Source organism: Streptomyces sp. NPDC002779, assembly GCF_042888685.1.
GTDB lineage: Bacteria > Actinomycetota > Actinomycetes > Streptomycetales > Streptomycetaceae > Streptomyces.
Window position 1 is genome coordinate 863,689 of record NZ_JBIAQC010000001.1, and the last position, 15,316, is coordinate 879,004.

General features: G+C 72.5%; 13 protein-coding genes. 4 read left to right on the forward strand and 9 right to left on the reverse strand.

Going from position 1 to position 15,316, the window contains the following annotated elements; all coding sequences use genetic code 11:
• Positions 1-19: 19 nt before the first annotated feature.
• Entirely contained in the window at positions 20-1,519 is a 1,500-nt protein-coding gene (locus tag ACFYW5_RS03900) for an aldehyde dehydrogenase family protein (RefSeq protein ID WP_389415330.1), read from the reverse strand.
• 218 nt (positions 1,520-1,737) lie between these two features.
• On the opposite strand from ACFYW5_RS03900, the gene ACFYW5_RS03905 reads away from it, so the two are divergent.
• Positions 1,738-2,619: a GNAT family N-acetyltransferase gene (locus ACFYW5_RS03905; protein WP_389415331.1), complete on the forward strand. Its 882-nt coding sequence runs from the start codon at positions 1,738-1,740 to the stop codon at positions 2,617-2,619.
• Between the two features lie 94 nt (positions 2,620-2,713).
• Here ACFYW5_RS03905 and ACFYW5_RS03910 read toward each other — a convergent pair whose 3' ends face one another.
• The 4 genes from ACFYW5_RS03910 to ACFYW5_RS03925 form a co-directional block, all read right to left on the reverse strand.
• On the reverse strand, positions 2,714-3,703 hold the full coding sequence (locus tag ACFYW5_RS03910; protein WP_389415332.1) for a malate dehydrogenase: 990 nt from the start codon (positions 3,701-3,703) through the stop codon (positions 2,714-2,716).
• Positions 3,704-4,156: 453 nt separating this feature from the next.
• Positions 4,157-5,326, reverse strand: coding sequence for a DUF2690 domain-containing protein (locus tag ACFYW5_RS03915; protein ID WP_389415333.1), 1,170 nt, complete (start codon positions 5,324-5,326; stop codon positions 4,157-4,159).
• A gap of 567 nt (positions 5,327-5,893) precedes the next feature.
• Positions 5,894-6,370: a DUF3017 domain-containing protein gene (locus tag ACFYW5_RS03920; RefSeq protein ID WP_389415334.1), complete on the reverse strand. Its 477-nt coding sequence runs from the start codon at positions 6,368-6,370 to the stop codon at positions 5,894-5,896.
• Entirely contained in the window at positions 6,360-7,214 is an 855-nt protein-coding gene (locus ACFYW5_RS03925; RefSeq protein WP_389415335.1) for a bifunctional methylenetetrahydrofolate dehydrogenase/methenyltetrahydrofolate cyclohydrolase, read from the reverse strand. The genes ACFYW5_RS03920 and ACFYW5_RS03925 overlap by 11 nt, the downstream gene beginning before the upstream one ends.
• A 246-nt stretch (positions 7,215-7,460) precedes the next feature.
• On the opposite strand from ACFYW5_RS03925, the gene ACFYW5_RS03930 reads away from it, so the two are divergent.
• Positions 7,461-8,063 carry a proline-rich domain-containing protein gene (locus tag ACFYW5_RS03930; RefSeq protein ID WP_389415336.1) on the forward strand — a complete coding sequence of 201 codons (603 nt, stop codon included), beginning with the start codon at positions 7,461-7,463 and terminating at the stop codon, positions 8,061-8,063.
• Positions 8,064-8,136: 73 nt separating this feature from the next.
• Here the strand turns inward: ACFYW5_RS03930 and purH are convergent, their stop codons facing one another.
• Both purH and purN read right to left on the reverse strand, forming a co-directional pair.
• The gene (purH, locus tag ACFYW5_RS03935; protein ID WP_389415337.1) at positions 8,137-9,699 is read right to left on the reverse strand and encodes a bifunctional phosphoribosylaminoimidazolecarboxamide formyltransferase/IMP cyclohydrolase; all 1,563 of its coding nucleotides are present in this window, start codon (positions 9,697-9,699) and stop codon (positions 8,137-8,139) included.
• The gene (purN, locus tag ACFYW5_RS03940) at positions 9,696-10,313 is read right to left on the reverse strand and encodes a phosphoribosylglycinamide formyltransferase (protein ID WP_389415338.1); all 618 of its coding nucleotides are present in this window, start codon (positions 10,311-10,313) and stop codon (positions 9,696-9,698) included. The genes purH and purN overlap by 4 nt, the downstream gene beginning before the upstream one ends.
• A 295-nt stretch (positions 10,314-10,608) precedes the next feature.
• On the opposite strand from purN, the gene ACFYW5_RS03945 reads away from it, so the two are divergent.
• On the forward strand, positions 10,609-11,388 hold the full coding sequence (locus tag ACFYW5_RS03945; RefSeq protein ID WP_389415339.1) for a hypothetical protein: 780 nt from the start codon (positions 10,609-10,611) through the stop codon (positions 11,386-11,388).
• A 55-nt stretch (positions 11,389-11,443) separates the two neighbouring features.
• On the opposite strand, the gene ACFYW5_RS03950 is transcribed toward ACFYW5_RS03945, so the two are convergent.
• Entirely contained in the window at positions 11,444-13,147 is a 1,704-nt protein-coding gene (locus ACFYW5_RS03950; protein WP_389415340.1) for a DUF6350 family protein, read from the reverse strand.
• Between the two features lie 96 nt (positions 13,148-13,243).
• Here ACFYW5_RS03950 and ACFYW5_RS03955 point away from each other — a divergent pair, with 96 nt between their 5' ends.
• Positions 13,244-14,371, forward strand: coding sequence for a helix-turn-helix domain-containing protein (locus tag ACFYW5_RS03955; protein WP_389415341.1), 1,128 nt, complete (start codon positions 13,244-13,246; stop codon positions 14,369-14,371).
• A gap of 58 nt (positions 14,372-14,429) precedes the next feature.
• Here ACFYW5_RS03955 and sucD read toward each other — a convergent pair whose 3' ends face one another.
• The gene (gene sucD, locus ACFYW5_RS03960) at positions 14,430-15,314 is read right to left on the reverse strand and encodes a succinate--CoA ligase subunit alpha (protein ID WP_250071099.1); all 885 of its coding nucleotides are present in this window, start codon (positions 15,312-15,314) and stop codon (positions 14,430-14,432) included.
• Between the last annotated feature and the right edge of the window lie 2 nt (positions 15,315-15,316).

Sequence of the window (15,316 nt, forward strand, 5' to 3'; positions counted from 1 at the left end):
AGGTGCGAGGCGGAGGGGGTCAGCCGGCGAACCAGCGGACGGGCTTCGGGGCGAGGTTCTGGTAGACGTGCTTGCTCTCGCGGTACTCGGCGAGGCCGGCGGGGCCCAGCTCGCGGCCGACGCCGCTCTTGCCGAAGCCGCCCCACTCCGCCTGCGGGAGGTAGGGGTGGAAGTCGTTGATCCAGACGGTGCCGTGGCGCAGCCGGCCGGCGACCCGGCGGGCGCGGCCGGCGTCGGCGGTCCAGACGGCGCCCGCGAGGCCGTACTCGGTGTCGTTGGCGAGGGCGACGGCCTCGTCCTCGGTGCGGAAGGTCTCGACGGTGAGGACCGGGCCGAAGACCTCTTCGCGGACGACCTTCATCTCGCGGTGGCAGGCGTCGAGGACGGTCGGCTCGTAGAAGTAGCCGGCGCCGAGCCCTTCCGGGCGCTTGCCGCCGGTGCGCAGGACGGCGCCCTCCTCCAGCGCGGAGGCGACGTACGCCTCGACCTTCGCGCGCTGCTGCTCGGAGACGAGGGGGCCGCACTCGACGCCCTCGTCGGTGCCGCGGCCGAGCCTGATGCGGCCTGCCCGGCGGGCGAGTTCGGTGACGAAGCGGTCCCGCACCGACTCCTCGACGATGAGGCGGGCACCGGCCGAGCAGACCTGGCCGCTGTGGATGAAGGCGGCGTTGAGGGCCTGGTCGACGGCGGTGTCGAAGCTCTCGTCGGTGGCGCAGGCGTCGGCGAAGACGACGTTGGGGTTCTTGCCGCCGAGTTCGAGGGCGACCTTCTTGACGCCCGGTGCGGCGGCCTGCGCCACCTTGGTGCCGCTGACCAGGCCGCCGGTGAAGGAGATGAGGTCGACGTCGGGGTGCTCGGCGAGCCGGGCGCCGACCGAATGGCCCGGCCCGGTCACGATGTTGGCGACACCGCTCGGCAGTCCTGCCTCGGTCAGCAGGCCGATCAGCGCGACGGTCGTCAGCGGGGTGATCTCGCTCGGCTTGACGACGAAGGTGTTGCCCGCGGCGAGTGCCGGAGCGATCTTCCAACTGGCCTGGAGGAGCGGGTAGTTCCAGGGGGTGATCAGGGCGCAGACGCCGACCGGCTCGTGCACGACGACGCTGTGGATGTCGGGTGAGCCCGCGTCCACCACCCGGCCCGGGGCCTCGGCGGCGACGAGGTCGGCGAAGTAGCGGAAGGCATCGGCGACGCAGTCGATGTCGACGCGGCCCTCTTCCAGGGTCTTGCCCGCGTCCCGGCTCTCCAGCGCGCCGAGTTCCTCGCGGTCGCGCACCAGCAGGTCGGCGACGCGGCGCAGCAGGGCGGCGCGTTCGGCGGCCGGGGTGCGCGGCCAGTCGCCCTCGTCGAAGGCACGGCGGGCGGCCGCGACCGCCAGGTCGGTGTCCTGCTCGTCGCCCTCCGCGACCACGGCGAAGGGCCGGGCGACCGCTGGGTCGACGATGTCGCGGGTGGCGCCGGAGATCGCTTCGCGCCACTCGCCGCCGACATGGATCGTCCGTCGTTCGTGCTGCCTTGCCATGATCGGTATTGCCTTCCGTTCCTGTTCGGTGCCCCTGAGTCACCTGGGTGTCACCTTCTGGGACCGGCAGCACCTGCCCTGGCCTCCTCGATTGCATGCGCGATCCATGGCCGAAAGTGGGCGGCGTCACGGAAGATGCGGGCAAAGAGGGCGAATTACACGGCGCGTCCTCCTGGAACCTGGACTCCCCCGAGAACTTTGACTAAAGTCAAAGAAATATGGAGCCCGTGTCGACGGAGCATGTGACGGCTTTCCGCCGCTTCAACCGCTACTTCACGCGCCGGATCGGCGCCCTCGACGACCACTACCTCGGCCAGGACCGCCCTCTCGGCGAGGCCCGGCTGCTGTTCGAGATCGGTGACGGGGTGTCCCTGCGGGAGCTCAGGAGCCGACTCGGCCTGGACGCCGGGTACTTGAGCCGGATGACCCGGGCGCTGGAGGCGCAGGGCGTGGTCCGGGTCAGGGTGCATCCCGAGGACAGCCGGTCACGGATGGTGGAGCTGACGCCCGCCGGACGCGTCGAGCTCAAGGAGCAGCAGCGGCGCGCCAACGCCCTGGTGGCGGACCTCCTCGGCGGCCTCACCGAGGGCCAGCGCACCGAACTGACCGAGGCGATGGCCACCACCCGCCGCCTGCTGCGCCTCGCCGCCATCACCGTGCGGCACGTCGACGGCGCGAGCGGGGACGCACGCGCGTGCCTCGACGCCTACGCCACCGACCTCGACGCCCGCTTCCCGGAAGGCTTCGACCCCGGCGCTCTCGTCCGGCCGGAGGAGGTCTCCGGGGACGCCGGGGCGTTCTTCGTGGCGTACGAGGAGGGCCTGCCGGTGGGCTGCGGGGCGCTGCGGCGGCTGGAGCCGGGCGTCGGCGAGATCCGCCATGTGTGGGTGCACCCGGACGCCCGGCGCCTGGGACTGGCCCGCCGGCTGCTCAGCGCGCTCGAACGCGAGGCGTCGGCACGGGACTTGACGGTCGTACGGCTGGACACGCACGTCGTGCTCGCGGAGGCGCAGGCGATGTACCGGGCGTGCGGGTACCGGGAGATCCCGCGGTACGACGACAACGTGTACGCCGGGCACTGGTTCGAGAAGCGGCTGTGACGGTCCGCCCGGGGAAGTGAACCGAACGGACCACAGGCCCCGTTCCGGCGGAGACCGGAGCGGGGCCTGTGCGGGGTACTGACCGAGCCGGGGCTCAGATGAGGCCGAGGGCGCGGACCGCCTCGCGCTCCTCCGCGAGCTCGGCCACGGAGGCGTCGATACGGGCGCGGGAGAACTCGTTGATCTCCAGGCCCTGGACGATCTCGTACTTGCCGTCCTTGCAGGTGACGGGGAAGGAGGAGATCAGACCCTCCGGGACGCCGTAGGAGCCGTCCGACGGGATGCCCATGGAGACCCAGTCGCCGTCGGCGGTGCCGTTGACCCAGGTGTGAACGTGGTCGATGGCGGCGTTGGCGGCCGAGGCGGCCGAAGAGGCGCCGCGGGCCTCGATGATGGCGGCGCCACGCTTGGCGACGGTCGGGATGAAGTCGTCGGCCAGCCACTGCTCGTCGTTCACGACCTCGGCGGCGTTCTTGCCGGCGATGGTGGCGTGGAAGATGTCCGGGTACTGGGTGGCGGAGTGGTTGCCCCAGATGGTGAGCCGCTGGATGTCGGCGACCGTGGAACCGGTCTTCTTCGCGAGCTGGGTCAGCGCGCGATTGTGGTCGAGGCGGGTCATCGCGGTGAAGCGCTCGGCCGGTACGTCCGGGGCGGCGGCCTGGGCGATCAGGGCGTTGGTGTTGGCCGGGTTGCCGACGACGAGGACCTTGATGTCGTCCGCGGCGTGGTCGTTGATGGCCTTGCCCTGCGGCTTGAAGATGCCGCCGTTGGCCTCCAGCAGGTCGCCGCGCTCCATGCCCTTGGTGCGGGGGCGGGCGCCGACGAGGAGGGCGACGTTGGCGCCGTCGAAGGCGACGTTCGGGTCGTCGCTGATCTCGATGCCCTGGAGAAGCGGGAACGCGCAGTCGTCCAGCTCCATGGCCGTGCCTTCGGCGGCCTTCAGCGCCGGGGTGATCTCCAGGAGGCGCAGCTTGACCGGCACGTCCGCGCCGAGCAGCTGGCCGGAGGCGATGCGGAAGAGCAGGGCGTAACCGATCTGGCCGGCCGCGCCGGTGACGGTGACGTTCACGGGAGTGCGGGTCATGGCGTTCTCCGTATGACAGCTGGCGGTGGGGCGTCGCTGCCCCGGATGTTTGATCGATCTCTTGGCGTCAAGAGAGATCCAGCGGTCAGGCTATCGCGCCTCCGGGATCCCGGGCGTCCGGGTCGGTGTGGCCCACCCCACAGACCCCCCAAAGGGGGCGGCCGCCCGTCCGGGAGAGGTGGAACGAGGCGGCCGCCGAGTGGGGGTGCCGGGTTGCCGGACTCCCGTGGGGGTACCGTGCGCGTGCCCGGGATGACGGCGGCTAATCCTGCGCCGCCGAATTTCTTTACCCGCCTCAGCGACCGTCCCGGTGCCGCCGGGCCCGGCGGCCGCACCTCGCCCCCTGACGTCCCCTGACCGGGGGACGCCCCCCGCTCGGCCGCCGCGCGCGGACGCACCCCCAGCTCGGCCCCCGCGCGGGGACGCACCCTCCCGCTCAGCTCGCCCGCCGCGCTACTTCGTGCAGCCCTCCTGACCCGCCGCGAGGGTCACGCAGGCCGTCGCGTCGCCCGCGTCCTTGACCGCGACCATCGGGGTGTACGCGATCGTGTCGCCGGTGACCGTGATCGCGCCGGTCTGCTCCGACTTGCCCACGCTCACCCGGACCTGGTCGCCCTCGGCCCCCTGGGTGATCCGGCCCCACGCGGCACTGCAGGTCTCGCTGTACCGGACCTCCACCACCGTCGTGCCCACGGTCGCCGTCTTCGCGGTCGTCACCAGGTCACCGCTGCACCCCATGCTCTCCGCGTCCTTGCCGGTGCAGGACGCCCCGCTGCACTCCACGCCCGGAGGCAGCTCCGCGTCCTTGGTCACCGTCGGCGAGGGGGACTTCGTACCGCTCTCGTTCTTCGCGCCGCCGCCGTCCGTCAGGAAGAACGCGGCGGCGACCACCACCAGCACGCCCACGACGCCCGCCAGGAACATCGTCAGCCGACGCTTGCCCCGGCTCTCGCCCGAGGGAGCGGCGGCATGCCCGGCCCGCGGCCCACGCGGCGGTTCGCTGTACGACGGAGTCGGCTGCGGAGCCGGTGCCGGGCTCGCGGACGGTGCCGTACCGCCGCCGTTGCTCCCGGTCCGCGACGGGCCCCGGTACCCCGCCATGCCCCAGGAGTTGGGGCCCGACGCCGCCGCTTCCTCCACCGAGTCCCGTACGTCATCGGCGTCCGCGGACCGCGGCGGCACCGTCGGCGCCACCCCCGCCGGACCCGCGATGCCCGGCGTCGCCGTCGCGCTGCCGTTCCTGCGGGCCGTCCGGGCACCCTTCGCGTTCGCCGGAGGCGCACCGAACTCGCCCAGCGCGGCGCGCGCCTGCGAGATCCGGATCGCCTCCATCGTCATGTCGTGCCGCATCTCCGAACGGCTCCAGGCGCGCTCGGCGAGCTCCCACATCGTCGTGAGGTGGACCGGATTGGTCCCGGTCACCTCGGCCAGCGCCACGATCGCGCCCTTCGGCGCGAGCAGCCGCCCGTTCAGATACCGCTCCCAGGACGTCTTGCTGTAACCCGTCCGGTCGGCCACCGCTGCGATGCTCAGGCCACTGCGGTCCACGAGTCGGCGCAACTGGCTGGCGAACTCTCTGACCTGCGGATCCAGTTCATCCGGCAAGTCCTTCCAACGAGGCATTGCTTCCCCCCTCTTCCCCCCGGTTCGTGCTGTACGTTCCCCGCGCGTGTCACCCTCTGCCGAGTCCCGTTCTGGCTACCCAGTGGGATGCGCCGAGTCAGGATCTCAGTTCCCGGGGTGGGGGCGCACGGGAGCGTAGGGGGCCGTGGGCATGCACCGTCGCACGCCTGGCGGGCCGTGGTCCAGTCTCCCACCGCCCGTTTCCTCTCGGCCCGTCTCCCCCCGGTGACGCCGCTGACAGCCGTGCGGGACGTCCCGGACCGTCCCGATTGGCCACGCTAGCCCGACTGTCGACCGACTTCGATCCAAATCCGCAAACTTGTCAACACATCAACACACAGACCGCACATATCCCGTCACCGCATGCACACGACGCCCATCCGGCCCCAGCGGTTCCGGAGCTCCGCGCGCTGTGGCAGGCCGCGCACACCGTGGCGGAACGGTCACCGCTGTGCCACAGCGCCCTGACAGCCGTTGAACAGGCACTTCCCGGCGCGGGAAGGTGGACGCACGGCGGCGGCCCGTCCTTGCTCGGGGGAGAGGACGGGCCGCCGTCGTACGGATGTGCTAGTTGCTGACCGTGAAGTGCAGGGTGTCCTTGAGGAACGGGATCTCCAGCAAGGGGTCCGGCTGCACCATCAGCGCCAGCAGGAGAATCGCGGTGCCGAGCACGCCGTAGGTGAGGATGTCGGTGAAGCGGGAGCGGACCGCGAGCATGCCGACGTCCGGGACCAGCCAGCGCAGCAGCCCGCCACCGATCAGGGCCACCCCGATCAGCAGGGTCCCGGCGCGGAAGGCGTCCAGAGCGGTCACGAGCAGGCCGGTGCCGACGAGCACGAGCACCAGCAGGACCGGCCACTGGCGAGCCGGTGCCGGGGCGTCACCGGGAGCGGCCCGGCCGCCGCCCTCGGGGCGCGCGGTGTCCCGGGTGAACAGCGGGAAGCGGCGGGTCGTACGGCGCGGCCGGCCCTCGGCGTCCGGCGCGCTGACCGCGTCCCGGACCTCGATCTCGTCGTCCGGCTCGAAGGGCCGCTCAGCCGACACTGCGCTCCGCCGCCTCGACCACGTTGACCAGCAGCTGGGCCCGGGTCATCGGGCCGACGCCGCCGGGGTTGGGGGAGATCCAGCCGGCCACCTCCGCCACGTCCGGGTGGACGTCGCCGACGATCCTGCCCTCGGCGCTGCGCGAGACACCGACGTCGAGCACGGCCGCGCCGGGCTTCACGTCCTCGGGACGGATGAGGTGGGCGGAACCGGCGGCCGCGACGATGATGTCCGCGCGCTTGAGGTGCGCCGACAGATCGCGGGTGCCGGTGTGGCACTGGGTCACGGTGGCGTTCTCGCTGCGCCGGGTGAGCAGCAGCGGCATCGGCCGGCCGATGGTCACACCACGGCCGACGACCACGACCTCGGCGCCCTTGATCTCCACGCCGTAGCGGCGCAGGAGGGTGAGGACGCCGTTGGGGGTGCAGGGCAGGGGGGCCGGCTCGTTCAGGACGAGGCGGCCGAGGTTCATCGGGTGCAGGCCGTCCGCGTCCTTGTCCGGGTCCATCAGCTCCAGGATGCGGTTCTCGTCGATGCCCTTGGGCAGCGGCAGCTGGACGATGTAGCCGGTGCAGGCGGGGTCCTCGTTCAGCTCCCGTACGACCGCCTCGATCTCGTCCTGGGTGGCGGTGGCGGGCAGTTGGCGCTGGATGGAGGCGATGCCGACCTCGGCGCAGTCGCGGTGCTTGCCGGCGACGTACTTCTGGCTGCCGGGGTCGTCCCCGACCAGGATCGTGCCGAGGCCGGGCGTGACGCCCTTCTCCTTCAGCGCCGCCACACGGGCGGTCAGATCGGACTTGATCGCGGCTGCGGTGGCCTTGCCATCGAGAATCTGGGCGGTCATGGCCCCATCCTCGCGGATGACGGGGTCCCTCTTCCAATCCGGGCCCCCGGCCGGCTGTCCGCCCATGATCAGGTGTGTTGCACTTGCACAACACATAGGGAGTACGGCTGGACAACGAACCGGCCACTGAAGAACGATTGTGGCCACAGTGCCGCGGGCAGTACCGGGGGGACGAACCGCATCTGTTGAACCTTCCTCCGAACCGTGCCGCTCGTCGTCCCCGCAGTCACACGGAGGAACACCGCCATGAGTTTCGGCGAACCGAACAGCCCGTACGGGCCCCCGCCCCAGCAGCCGAACCCCGGTTACGGCTATCCGCAGCAGGGCCAGCCGCCCGGCGTCCCGCCGCAGGGCTACGGCGCCTACCCCGCGGGTCCTCCGGTGCACCCCGGCGGTTACGGCTACCCGCCGGCCGGTCCGGCCCAGATGCCCGGCATCACCCGTGCCGCGCAGATCATGCTCGGCGTGATCGCCCTGTGCCACATCGTCATCGCCGCCGTGTACGGCGTGGCGTTGGCCGACTGGGACCAGACGATGCTCGAGGCGGGCGTCACCGGTGACGCCGAGGCCGAGCGCTACGCGGATCTGGGCAAGGGCGTCGTGGTCTTCTTCCTGGGCCTGGCCGCCGTCTTCGCGATCCTCGGGCTGGTGCTGCTGCTGCAGTTCGCCAAGGGCCGCAACGGCGTCCGCGTCTGCTCGATCGTCTACGCGTCGTTCGCGATCGTCAGCGGCATCTTCGCACTCGGCATCTACCTCCTGGGCCTGCTCATCATGATCCTCGCGATCCTGGTGATCGTCTTCGCGGCGAAGCGGTCGAGCGCGGAGTGGTTCAAGCGCCCGCGGTACTGAACAGTGCGCGCCCTTGCGCAGCGAGGGCCGTGTCCCACCCGGATCAGGGGGACACGGCCCTTTACGCGTGGACTCAGTGGAAGAAGTGCCGCGTCCCCGTGAAGTACATCGTCACGCCCGCCTTCTTCGCCGCCTCGATCACCTGCTCGTCGCGGACCGAACCGCCGGGCTGGACGACCGCCTTGACGCCGGCCTCGGTCAGGATCTCCAGGCCGTCGGGGAAGGGGAAGAACGCGTCGGAGGCGGCGTAGGAGCCCTGCGCGCGCTCGGCGCCCGCCCGCTCCACCGCCAGCTTCGCGGAGTCGACCCGGTTGACCTGCCCCATGCCGACGCCGACCGAGGCGCCGTCCTTGGCGAGGAGGATGGCGTTGGACTTGACCGCCCGGCAGGCCCGCCAGGCGAAGGACAGCTCGGCGAGCTCCTCGGGGGAGAGCGCCTCGCCGGTCGCCAGGGTCCAGTTGGCCGGGTCGTCGCCGTCGGCCTGGAGGCGGTCCGTGACCTGGAGCAGCGCGCCGCCGTCGATGGCCTTGACCTCGACCGGGGCGGCCGGGGCCTCGGGGCAGCGCAGCACGCGGATGTTCTTCTTCTTGGCGAGGGCCTCCAGGGCCCCCTCCTCGTAGTCCGGCGCGACGATGACCTCGGTGAAGATCTCCGCGACCTGCTCGGCCATCTCCTTGGACACCGGGCGGTTGACGGCGATCACCCCGCCGAACGCCGACAGCGGGTCGCAGGCGTGCGCCTTGCGGTGCGCCTCGGCGACATCCGCGCCGACCGCGATCCCGCACGGGTTGGCGTGCTTGATGATCGCGACGGCCGGCTCGGCGTGGTCGTACGCGGCACGGCGGGCGGCGTCGGTGTCCGTGTAGTTGTTGTACGACATCTCCTTGCCGTGCAGCTGCTCGGCCTCGGCGAGACCGCCGGACCCGGAGGTGTACAGCGCGGCCGGCTGGTGCGGGTTCTCGCCGTAGCGCAGGGTGTTCTTCCGCTCCCAGGTGGCGCCGAGGAAGTCGGGGAACGAGGAGTCGTCGAGGGGCGCGTACTCGGACGCGAACCAGCTCGCCACCGCCACGTCGTAGGCCGCGGTGTGCCGGAAGGCCTCCGCCGCGAGCCGCTTGCGCGTGGCGAGGTCGAAGCCGCCGTCCCGCACGGCCGCCAGGACGTCGGCGTACCGCGAGGGGCTGGTCACCACGGCCACCGAGGGGTGGTTCTTGGCGGCGGCGCGGACCATCGAGGGGCCGCCGATGTCGATCTGCTCGACGCACTCGTCGGGGGAGGCGCCGGAGGCGACGGTCTCGCGGAAGGGGTAGAGGTTGACGACGACCAGGTCGAACGGCGCCACGCCGAGCTCCGCCAACTGCCGCTGGTGGTCCTCCAGGCGCAGGTCGGCGAGGATGCCCGCGTGGACCTTCGGGTGCAGCGTCTTGACGCGGCCGTCCAGGCACTCGGGGAAGCCGGTGAGCTCCTCCACCTTGGTGACGGGGACGCCGGCCGCGGCGATACGGGAGGCCGTGGAGCCGGTCGACACCAGCTCGACGCCGGCCTCGTGCAGCCCGCGGGCGAGGTCCTCGAGACCCGTCTTGTCGTAGACGCTGACGAGCGCCCGTCGAAGGGCCCGCTTGTTGCTCTCGGCGGTCACTGGATAACTACCTTTCGTCCCTCAATGCGATAGCCGTTGCGGGCGAGCCGCCCCACGACATCGACGAGCAGCCTGCGCTCGACTTCCTTGATGCGCTCGTGCAGAGCGCTCTCGTCGTCCTCGTCCCGGACCTCGACCACGCCCTGCGCGATGATCGGTCCGGTGTCGACGCCGTCGTCGACGAAGTGGACGGTGCAGCCGGTGACCCTGGCGCCGTACGCGAGCGCGTCACGGACGCCGTGGGCGCCGGGAAAACTGGGCAGCAGGGCGGGGTGCGTGTTCACGAACCGGCCGCCGAAGCGCGCGAGGAATTCCTTGCCGACGATCTTCATGAACCCCGCGGAGACCACGAGATCGGGCTCGTATCCGGCGACGGCCTCGGCGAGCGCCGCGTCCCACTCCTCGCGGCTGCCGAAATCCTTGACCTTCCGTACGAAGGTCGGGATGCCGGCGCGCTCGGCGCGGGCCAGCCCTTCGATGCCCTCGCGGTCGGCTCCGACGGCCACGATCTCGGCGCCGTAGGCCTCGGTGCCGTCGGCGGCGATGGCGTCGAGCAGCGCCTGGAGATTGGTGCCGGATCCGGAGACCAGCACGACGAGGCGCTTGGCAGCCACAGCGGGGGCCTTTCTCGGGGGTGCGTCGGTACGGTGGCCGGGCCCGCACGGCGGTATGTACGTTCGTACGAATGCTTCGGGCCCCCGGATACGGGGAAGCCTACGAAGCGGCCGACCGTCAGCAACGATACCGGCACACCGGGCAGCCCCCTCGGGACGGGGGCGTGGCCGGAAGGTAGCGTCTGAGAGGGGCCCGGTCGGGAACGCCGTTCGTGGACGGTGCGTTCACAGGGTGACGGACCTGGTGCCGCCAGCAGTAGTCAGCCGTAATCACCTAGGGGAAGACGCTCACTTGATGCCGGACCGCAGCCTGCGACTCCTCACGCTCCCCCCGCAGCCGGTGCAGGGAGGGGAGCGCCGTGGCGTGCTGCTGCGCGAGCGGCCCTCCTCGCCGCCGGACGCGCCGTCGGGCGGGAACAGCGGCGACGAGCGGGACGCCAGGCCGAAGGACGACAACCCCTTCGCACCGCCGCCGGAGGGCACCCCGGACCGCCCGTGGCAGCCGCGCCGCCCGGCATCCGGAGGCGGCGACTCCGGTGACGGCGACCAGGGCTCACCCTGGGGCAGCCAGTGGAGCGACCGCCAGCCCGGCCGGTCCTCCGGCGGCTTCGGTGAGCGCCCCGGCCCGAACCCCGAGACCCCGAGCGGCAACGACGGCCCCGGCACGAACATGCGCTGGGACCCGACCGACCCTTCGCAGCGCCGCGCGCGCTACGCCCTGCTCTGTGGCATGTGGGCGTTCTTCTTCGCCCTGTTCAGCTGGCCGTACGTCGCCCTGATGCTCGGCGCGCTCGCCCTGTACTGGGGCATCACCGCCCTGCGGGCCAAGCCCCGCACCCCCGACCCCGACACCCCGGCCCCGGCGAACACCGGCCGCCCCCAGACGACGGCCGCGGTGAGCGGTGTGGTCACGGCGTCCCTGGCGATCGCCCTGGTGGCGGCGGGCTTCACGGCGAAGCTGGTGTACAACGACTACTACACCTGCACCACCGACGCCCTGACCTACCAGGCGAAGCAGGCCTGCGAGGACCTGCTGCCGGAGGAGCTGCGCGGGGTTCTGGGGGACACCGGCTGAGGCACTGACCGGGGTCGGAGCCGCGCCCCGGGTCCGGGCCCGGAAGGGGCGGGCGTCACGAGGACTCGGGGGCGTCCTCCTGCCCCGACGCCTCCCGCAGTGCGGCCCAGCGCGCCTCCCGTGCCGCGTCGTCCGCCGGCCAGACCGGCGGCCAGACCGACTCCGGCTCGGTCGGCAGGAAGTCGTACGGCTCGAAGCTGTCGTCGTCGCCGTCGTCGTACGAAGCCTGTGCGGCGGACGGGATCTTTCCTTCGTGAAAGGCCTTGTCTCCGGGCGGGGCCTTCTCCCCGCGCTGAGTCTTCTCCCCGCGCTGAGCCTTTCCGGCGAACAGAGCCCTCACGCCGCGCCGAGTCCGACCCGCCGACGGAGTCTTCCCTCCGAGCGCGTCCTTCCCTCCGGGCGCGTCCTTCCCGCCCCGCTCCTCCGCCCGAGGCGTCCCCACCCGAGGTGCGGGCCCGTCCGCCCTCCCCCGGCACCGCCACCACCGCACCGCCACCGCCACCGGCACCGCGACCAGCACGCCCCACGCCAGCGCGGCCGCCCCCACCTGCCACCACACCGGTCCGAACCCGGCCAGCGCCGCCACCCCGAGCGCACCGCCCGCCATCGCGCCCAGCCCCGCCATGGCCGCCGCACCCAGGACCGCCGCCAGCACCGCCGCTCCGGCGGTCCGCCCCCGGGACCACGCCGAGCCGTCCGTCTCCGCGCTCCCGGCCCGTCCCACGAACCACCCCACGGTCACCCCGGCCAGCACCGGCACCGCCCCCGCCGCCCAGTTCACCGGCGTCCCCGGCCCCGCCTCCGGGACCGCCGCCAGCAAGGGGAACGGCGGCAGCAGCGCGGCGGGCGAGGAGAACAGCGGCCCCACGACGTGCCCCGCACCGAGGGAGAAGCCGGGGCCCAGGGAGTACGCCGTGCCCCACACCGCCGCGTTCGGCATCAACGCCAGACACAGCAGCAGCACCGCGAACTGCCCCGACCACCCCTCGGTGAGCTGGAAGAACGACGTCCGCGCCGCCCCGCCGTGCCACACCAGTGACACCGCCAGCAGCAGCGCCCCGCCCCCGAGCAGCACCGCCGTACCCGCCCCGGCCGCCCGTGCCGCGGCATCGAGACGGGCCCGCGCCTCTCCCCCGACGACCGGCCGCCGCATCCCCGCCGGCAGCAGGATCAGCACCTCGTCCACGGCGTCCCGGGGCCGCCCGTACGCCGTCCACACCCCCGCCCCGGCCGCTGCGATGACGACCAGCGGCACCCACACCCCGGTCCACACCCAGTCCGGCCGGAGCACCCCGCCCGCCGCGTACCCCGCGGCGGCGGCGCCCACGGCGAGATAGCCGAGCACGACACCCGCCCAGGCCGTACGCCCCGAGACGGTGGGCTCCTCCGACTCCTCCCCCTCCACCGCGTCCCGCGCGGCGCGGTGCACCAGCCACACCGGGAGCGCGAGCAGCAGCAACGGCGTGACGCCCACCGGCGCGGGCACGCCGGACAGCGTGTCGACGCGGACCAGTTCGGCGCCGTGCGCCAGCAGCCACAGCGCCGCGGCGACGTGCAGCGCGCCCGAGGGACCGCTGTCGGGGTAGGGCGAGCTGATCCACAGCACCATCACCAGCACGGCGAGCGAGCCGAGACCGAGGCCCGCGGCCACGGCGCCACCCAGGAGGCTCGCGGCCAGTCCGGGGTAGCGGTCGCGCGCCCGGTTGAGCAGGGACGACAACGGCGATCGACGAACGGTCAGCTGGATCACGCCCGCCATGCTCCCAACGACACGCGCTTTCCCGTCGTAACAGGCGAACCCCCGTTGTGTCGCTCAATATACGTTTATGTACATTTTCGTCCGAAGGGGCACCTCGTGACGCAGAGCCCTGCAACCCCGCTGCCCCCGCCCAAGGAACGCCGACGCCTGCGCGAGGCCCAGTCGTTGACGCAGGCTCAGGTCGCGGCGCAGGTGGGCGTGACCCGGGAGACCGTGCGCGCGTGGGAGACCGGCCGCATGACGCCGCGCGGCCGGAAGCGGGAGGCGTACGCGCGACTGCTGAACGAGCTGACCACGACGCCGGCCGCCCAGGAGGCCCCGGACGAGCCCGAGGTGACCGCACCTCAGCAGAGCGCCGACACCGCCGAGCTGCCCGTACGGACCCCGCCGCCCGAACCGGCACCCGCGGAGGTCGAGTCGTCCCGGCCGCTGACGCCCGCTCAGGCCTTCGACGCGCTCTACGCGTTCTGCGCGCCCGCCCTCGTACGGCAGGCCTATCTGCTCACGGGGCGACGCGAGCTGGCCCGGGAGTCGGTCGAGCGGGCCTTCGACCGCGCCTGGCAGCGCTGGCCGGAGGTGGCCGTCGACCGGGATCCGGCGGGCTGGGTGCGGGCGACGGCGTACGAGTACGCCCTCTCCCCCTGGCACCGCTTCCGCCCCCGCTACCGGCACCCCGAACCGCCGCCCGCCAACCCCTCCGACCGCGCGCTGATGGACGTACTCCTCACCCTGCCGCCGCCGTACCGCCGCACCCTGCTGCTCTATGACGGAGTGGGCCTCGATCTCCCGGACACCGCGGCGGAGACGGAGGCGAGCACGCCCGCGGCGGCGAACCGGCTGCTGCACGCGCGCGAGGCGGTGGCCGCGCGGCTGCCGGAGCTGGCCGACCCCGCCGAACTCCACCGGCGGCTGGCCGAGGTGGCGTCGGCGGAGCGCCTGCGCGCCGCGAAACCGCCGACGGTACGCACCGGCAGCGAGCGCCGGGCCAGCTTCTGGACCCGCGCCGCCATCGCCTTCACGGTCGCCCTCATCGGCACCACGGCCCTGACGCTGCGCACCGCACCCCGGCAGTACGAGGCGCCCGTCTCACCGGGCCGGACCGTCCAGGGCGTCCCCCCGAAGGTCGCCCCGGGCCCGCTGTCCGAGACGGAACAGGAGCTGCGGGCCAAGCTGCGCCAGGAGACGGCGAGCGGTCCGCAGCGGCTGGTACCGCTGCCGGGATGACGCCGATGGGCCCGCTCCCCACCGGGGAACGGGCCCATCCGACGGATCAGCCGGAAGCTCAGGCGCTGAGGATCTCGCGCGCCAGCTTCGCCGTCTCGGTCGGCGTCTTGCCGACCTTGACGCCGGCGGCCTCCAGGGCCTCCTTCTTCGCCTGGGCGGTGCCGGACGAACCGGAGACGATGGCGCCGGCGTGGCCCATGGTCTTGCCCTCGGGCGCGGTGAAGCCCGCGACGTAACCGACGACCGGCTTGGTCACGTTCTTCGCGATGAAGTCCGCGGCCCGCTCCTCGGCGTCGCCACCGATCTCGCCGATCATGACGATCAGGTCGGTCTCGGGGTCGGCCTCGAACGCGGCGAGCGCGTCGATGTGCGTGGTGCCGATGATCGGGTCGCCACCGATGCCGACGGCGGTCGAGAAGCCGATGTCACGCAGCTCGTACATCATCTGGTACGTCAGCGTGCCGGACTTCGAGACCAGACCGATACGGCCCGGCTTGGTGATGTCGCCCGGGATGATGCCGACGTTCGACTGACCCGGGGTGATGATGCCGGGGCAGTTCGGGCCGATGATCCGGGTCTTGTTGCCCTTCTTGCCGGCGTACGCCCAGAACGACGCCGAGTCGTGCACGGCGATGCCCTCGGTGATCACGACGGCCAGCGGGATCTCGGCGTCGATGGCCTCGACGACCGCGTCCTTGGTGAACTTCTCCGGCACGAAGATGACGGAGACGTTGGCGCCGGTGGCCTCGATGGCCTCCTTGACGGTGCCGAAGACCGGTACCTCGGTGCCGTCGAAGTCGACGGAGGTGCCCGCCTTGCGCGGGTTCACGCCGCCCACGACCGTGGTGCCGTCGCCGAGCATGAGCTTGGTGTGCTTCATGCCCGTGGCGCCGGTCATGCCCTGGACGATGACCTTGCTGTCCTTGTTGAGCCAGATAGCCATGG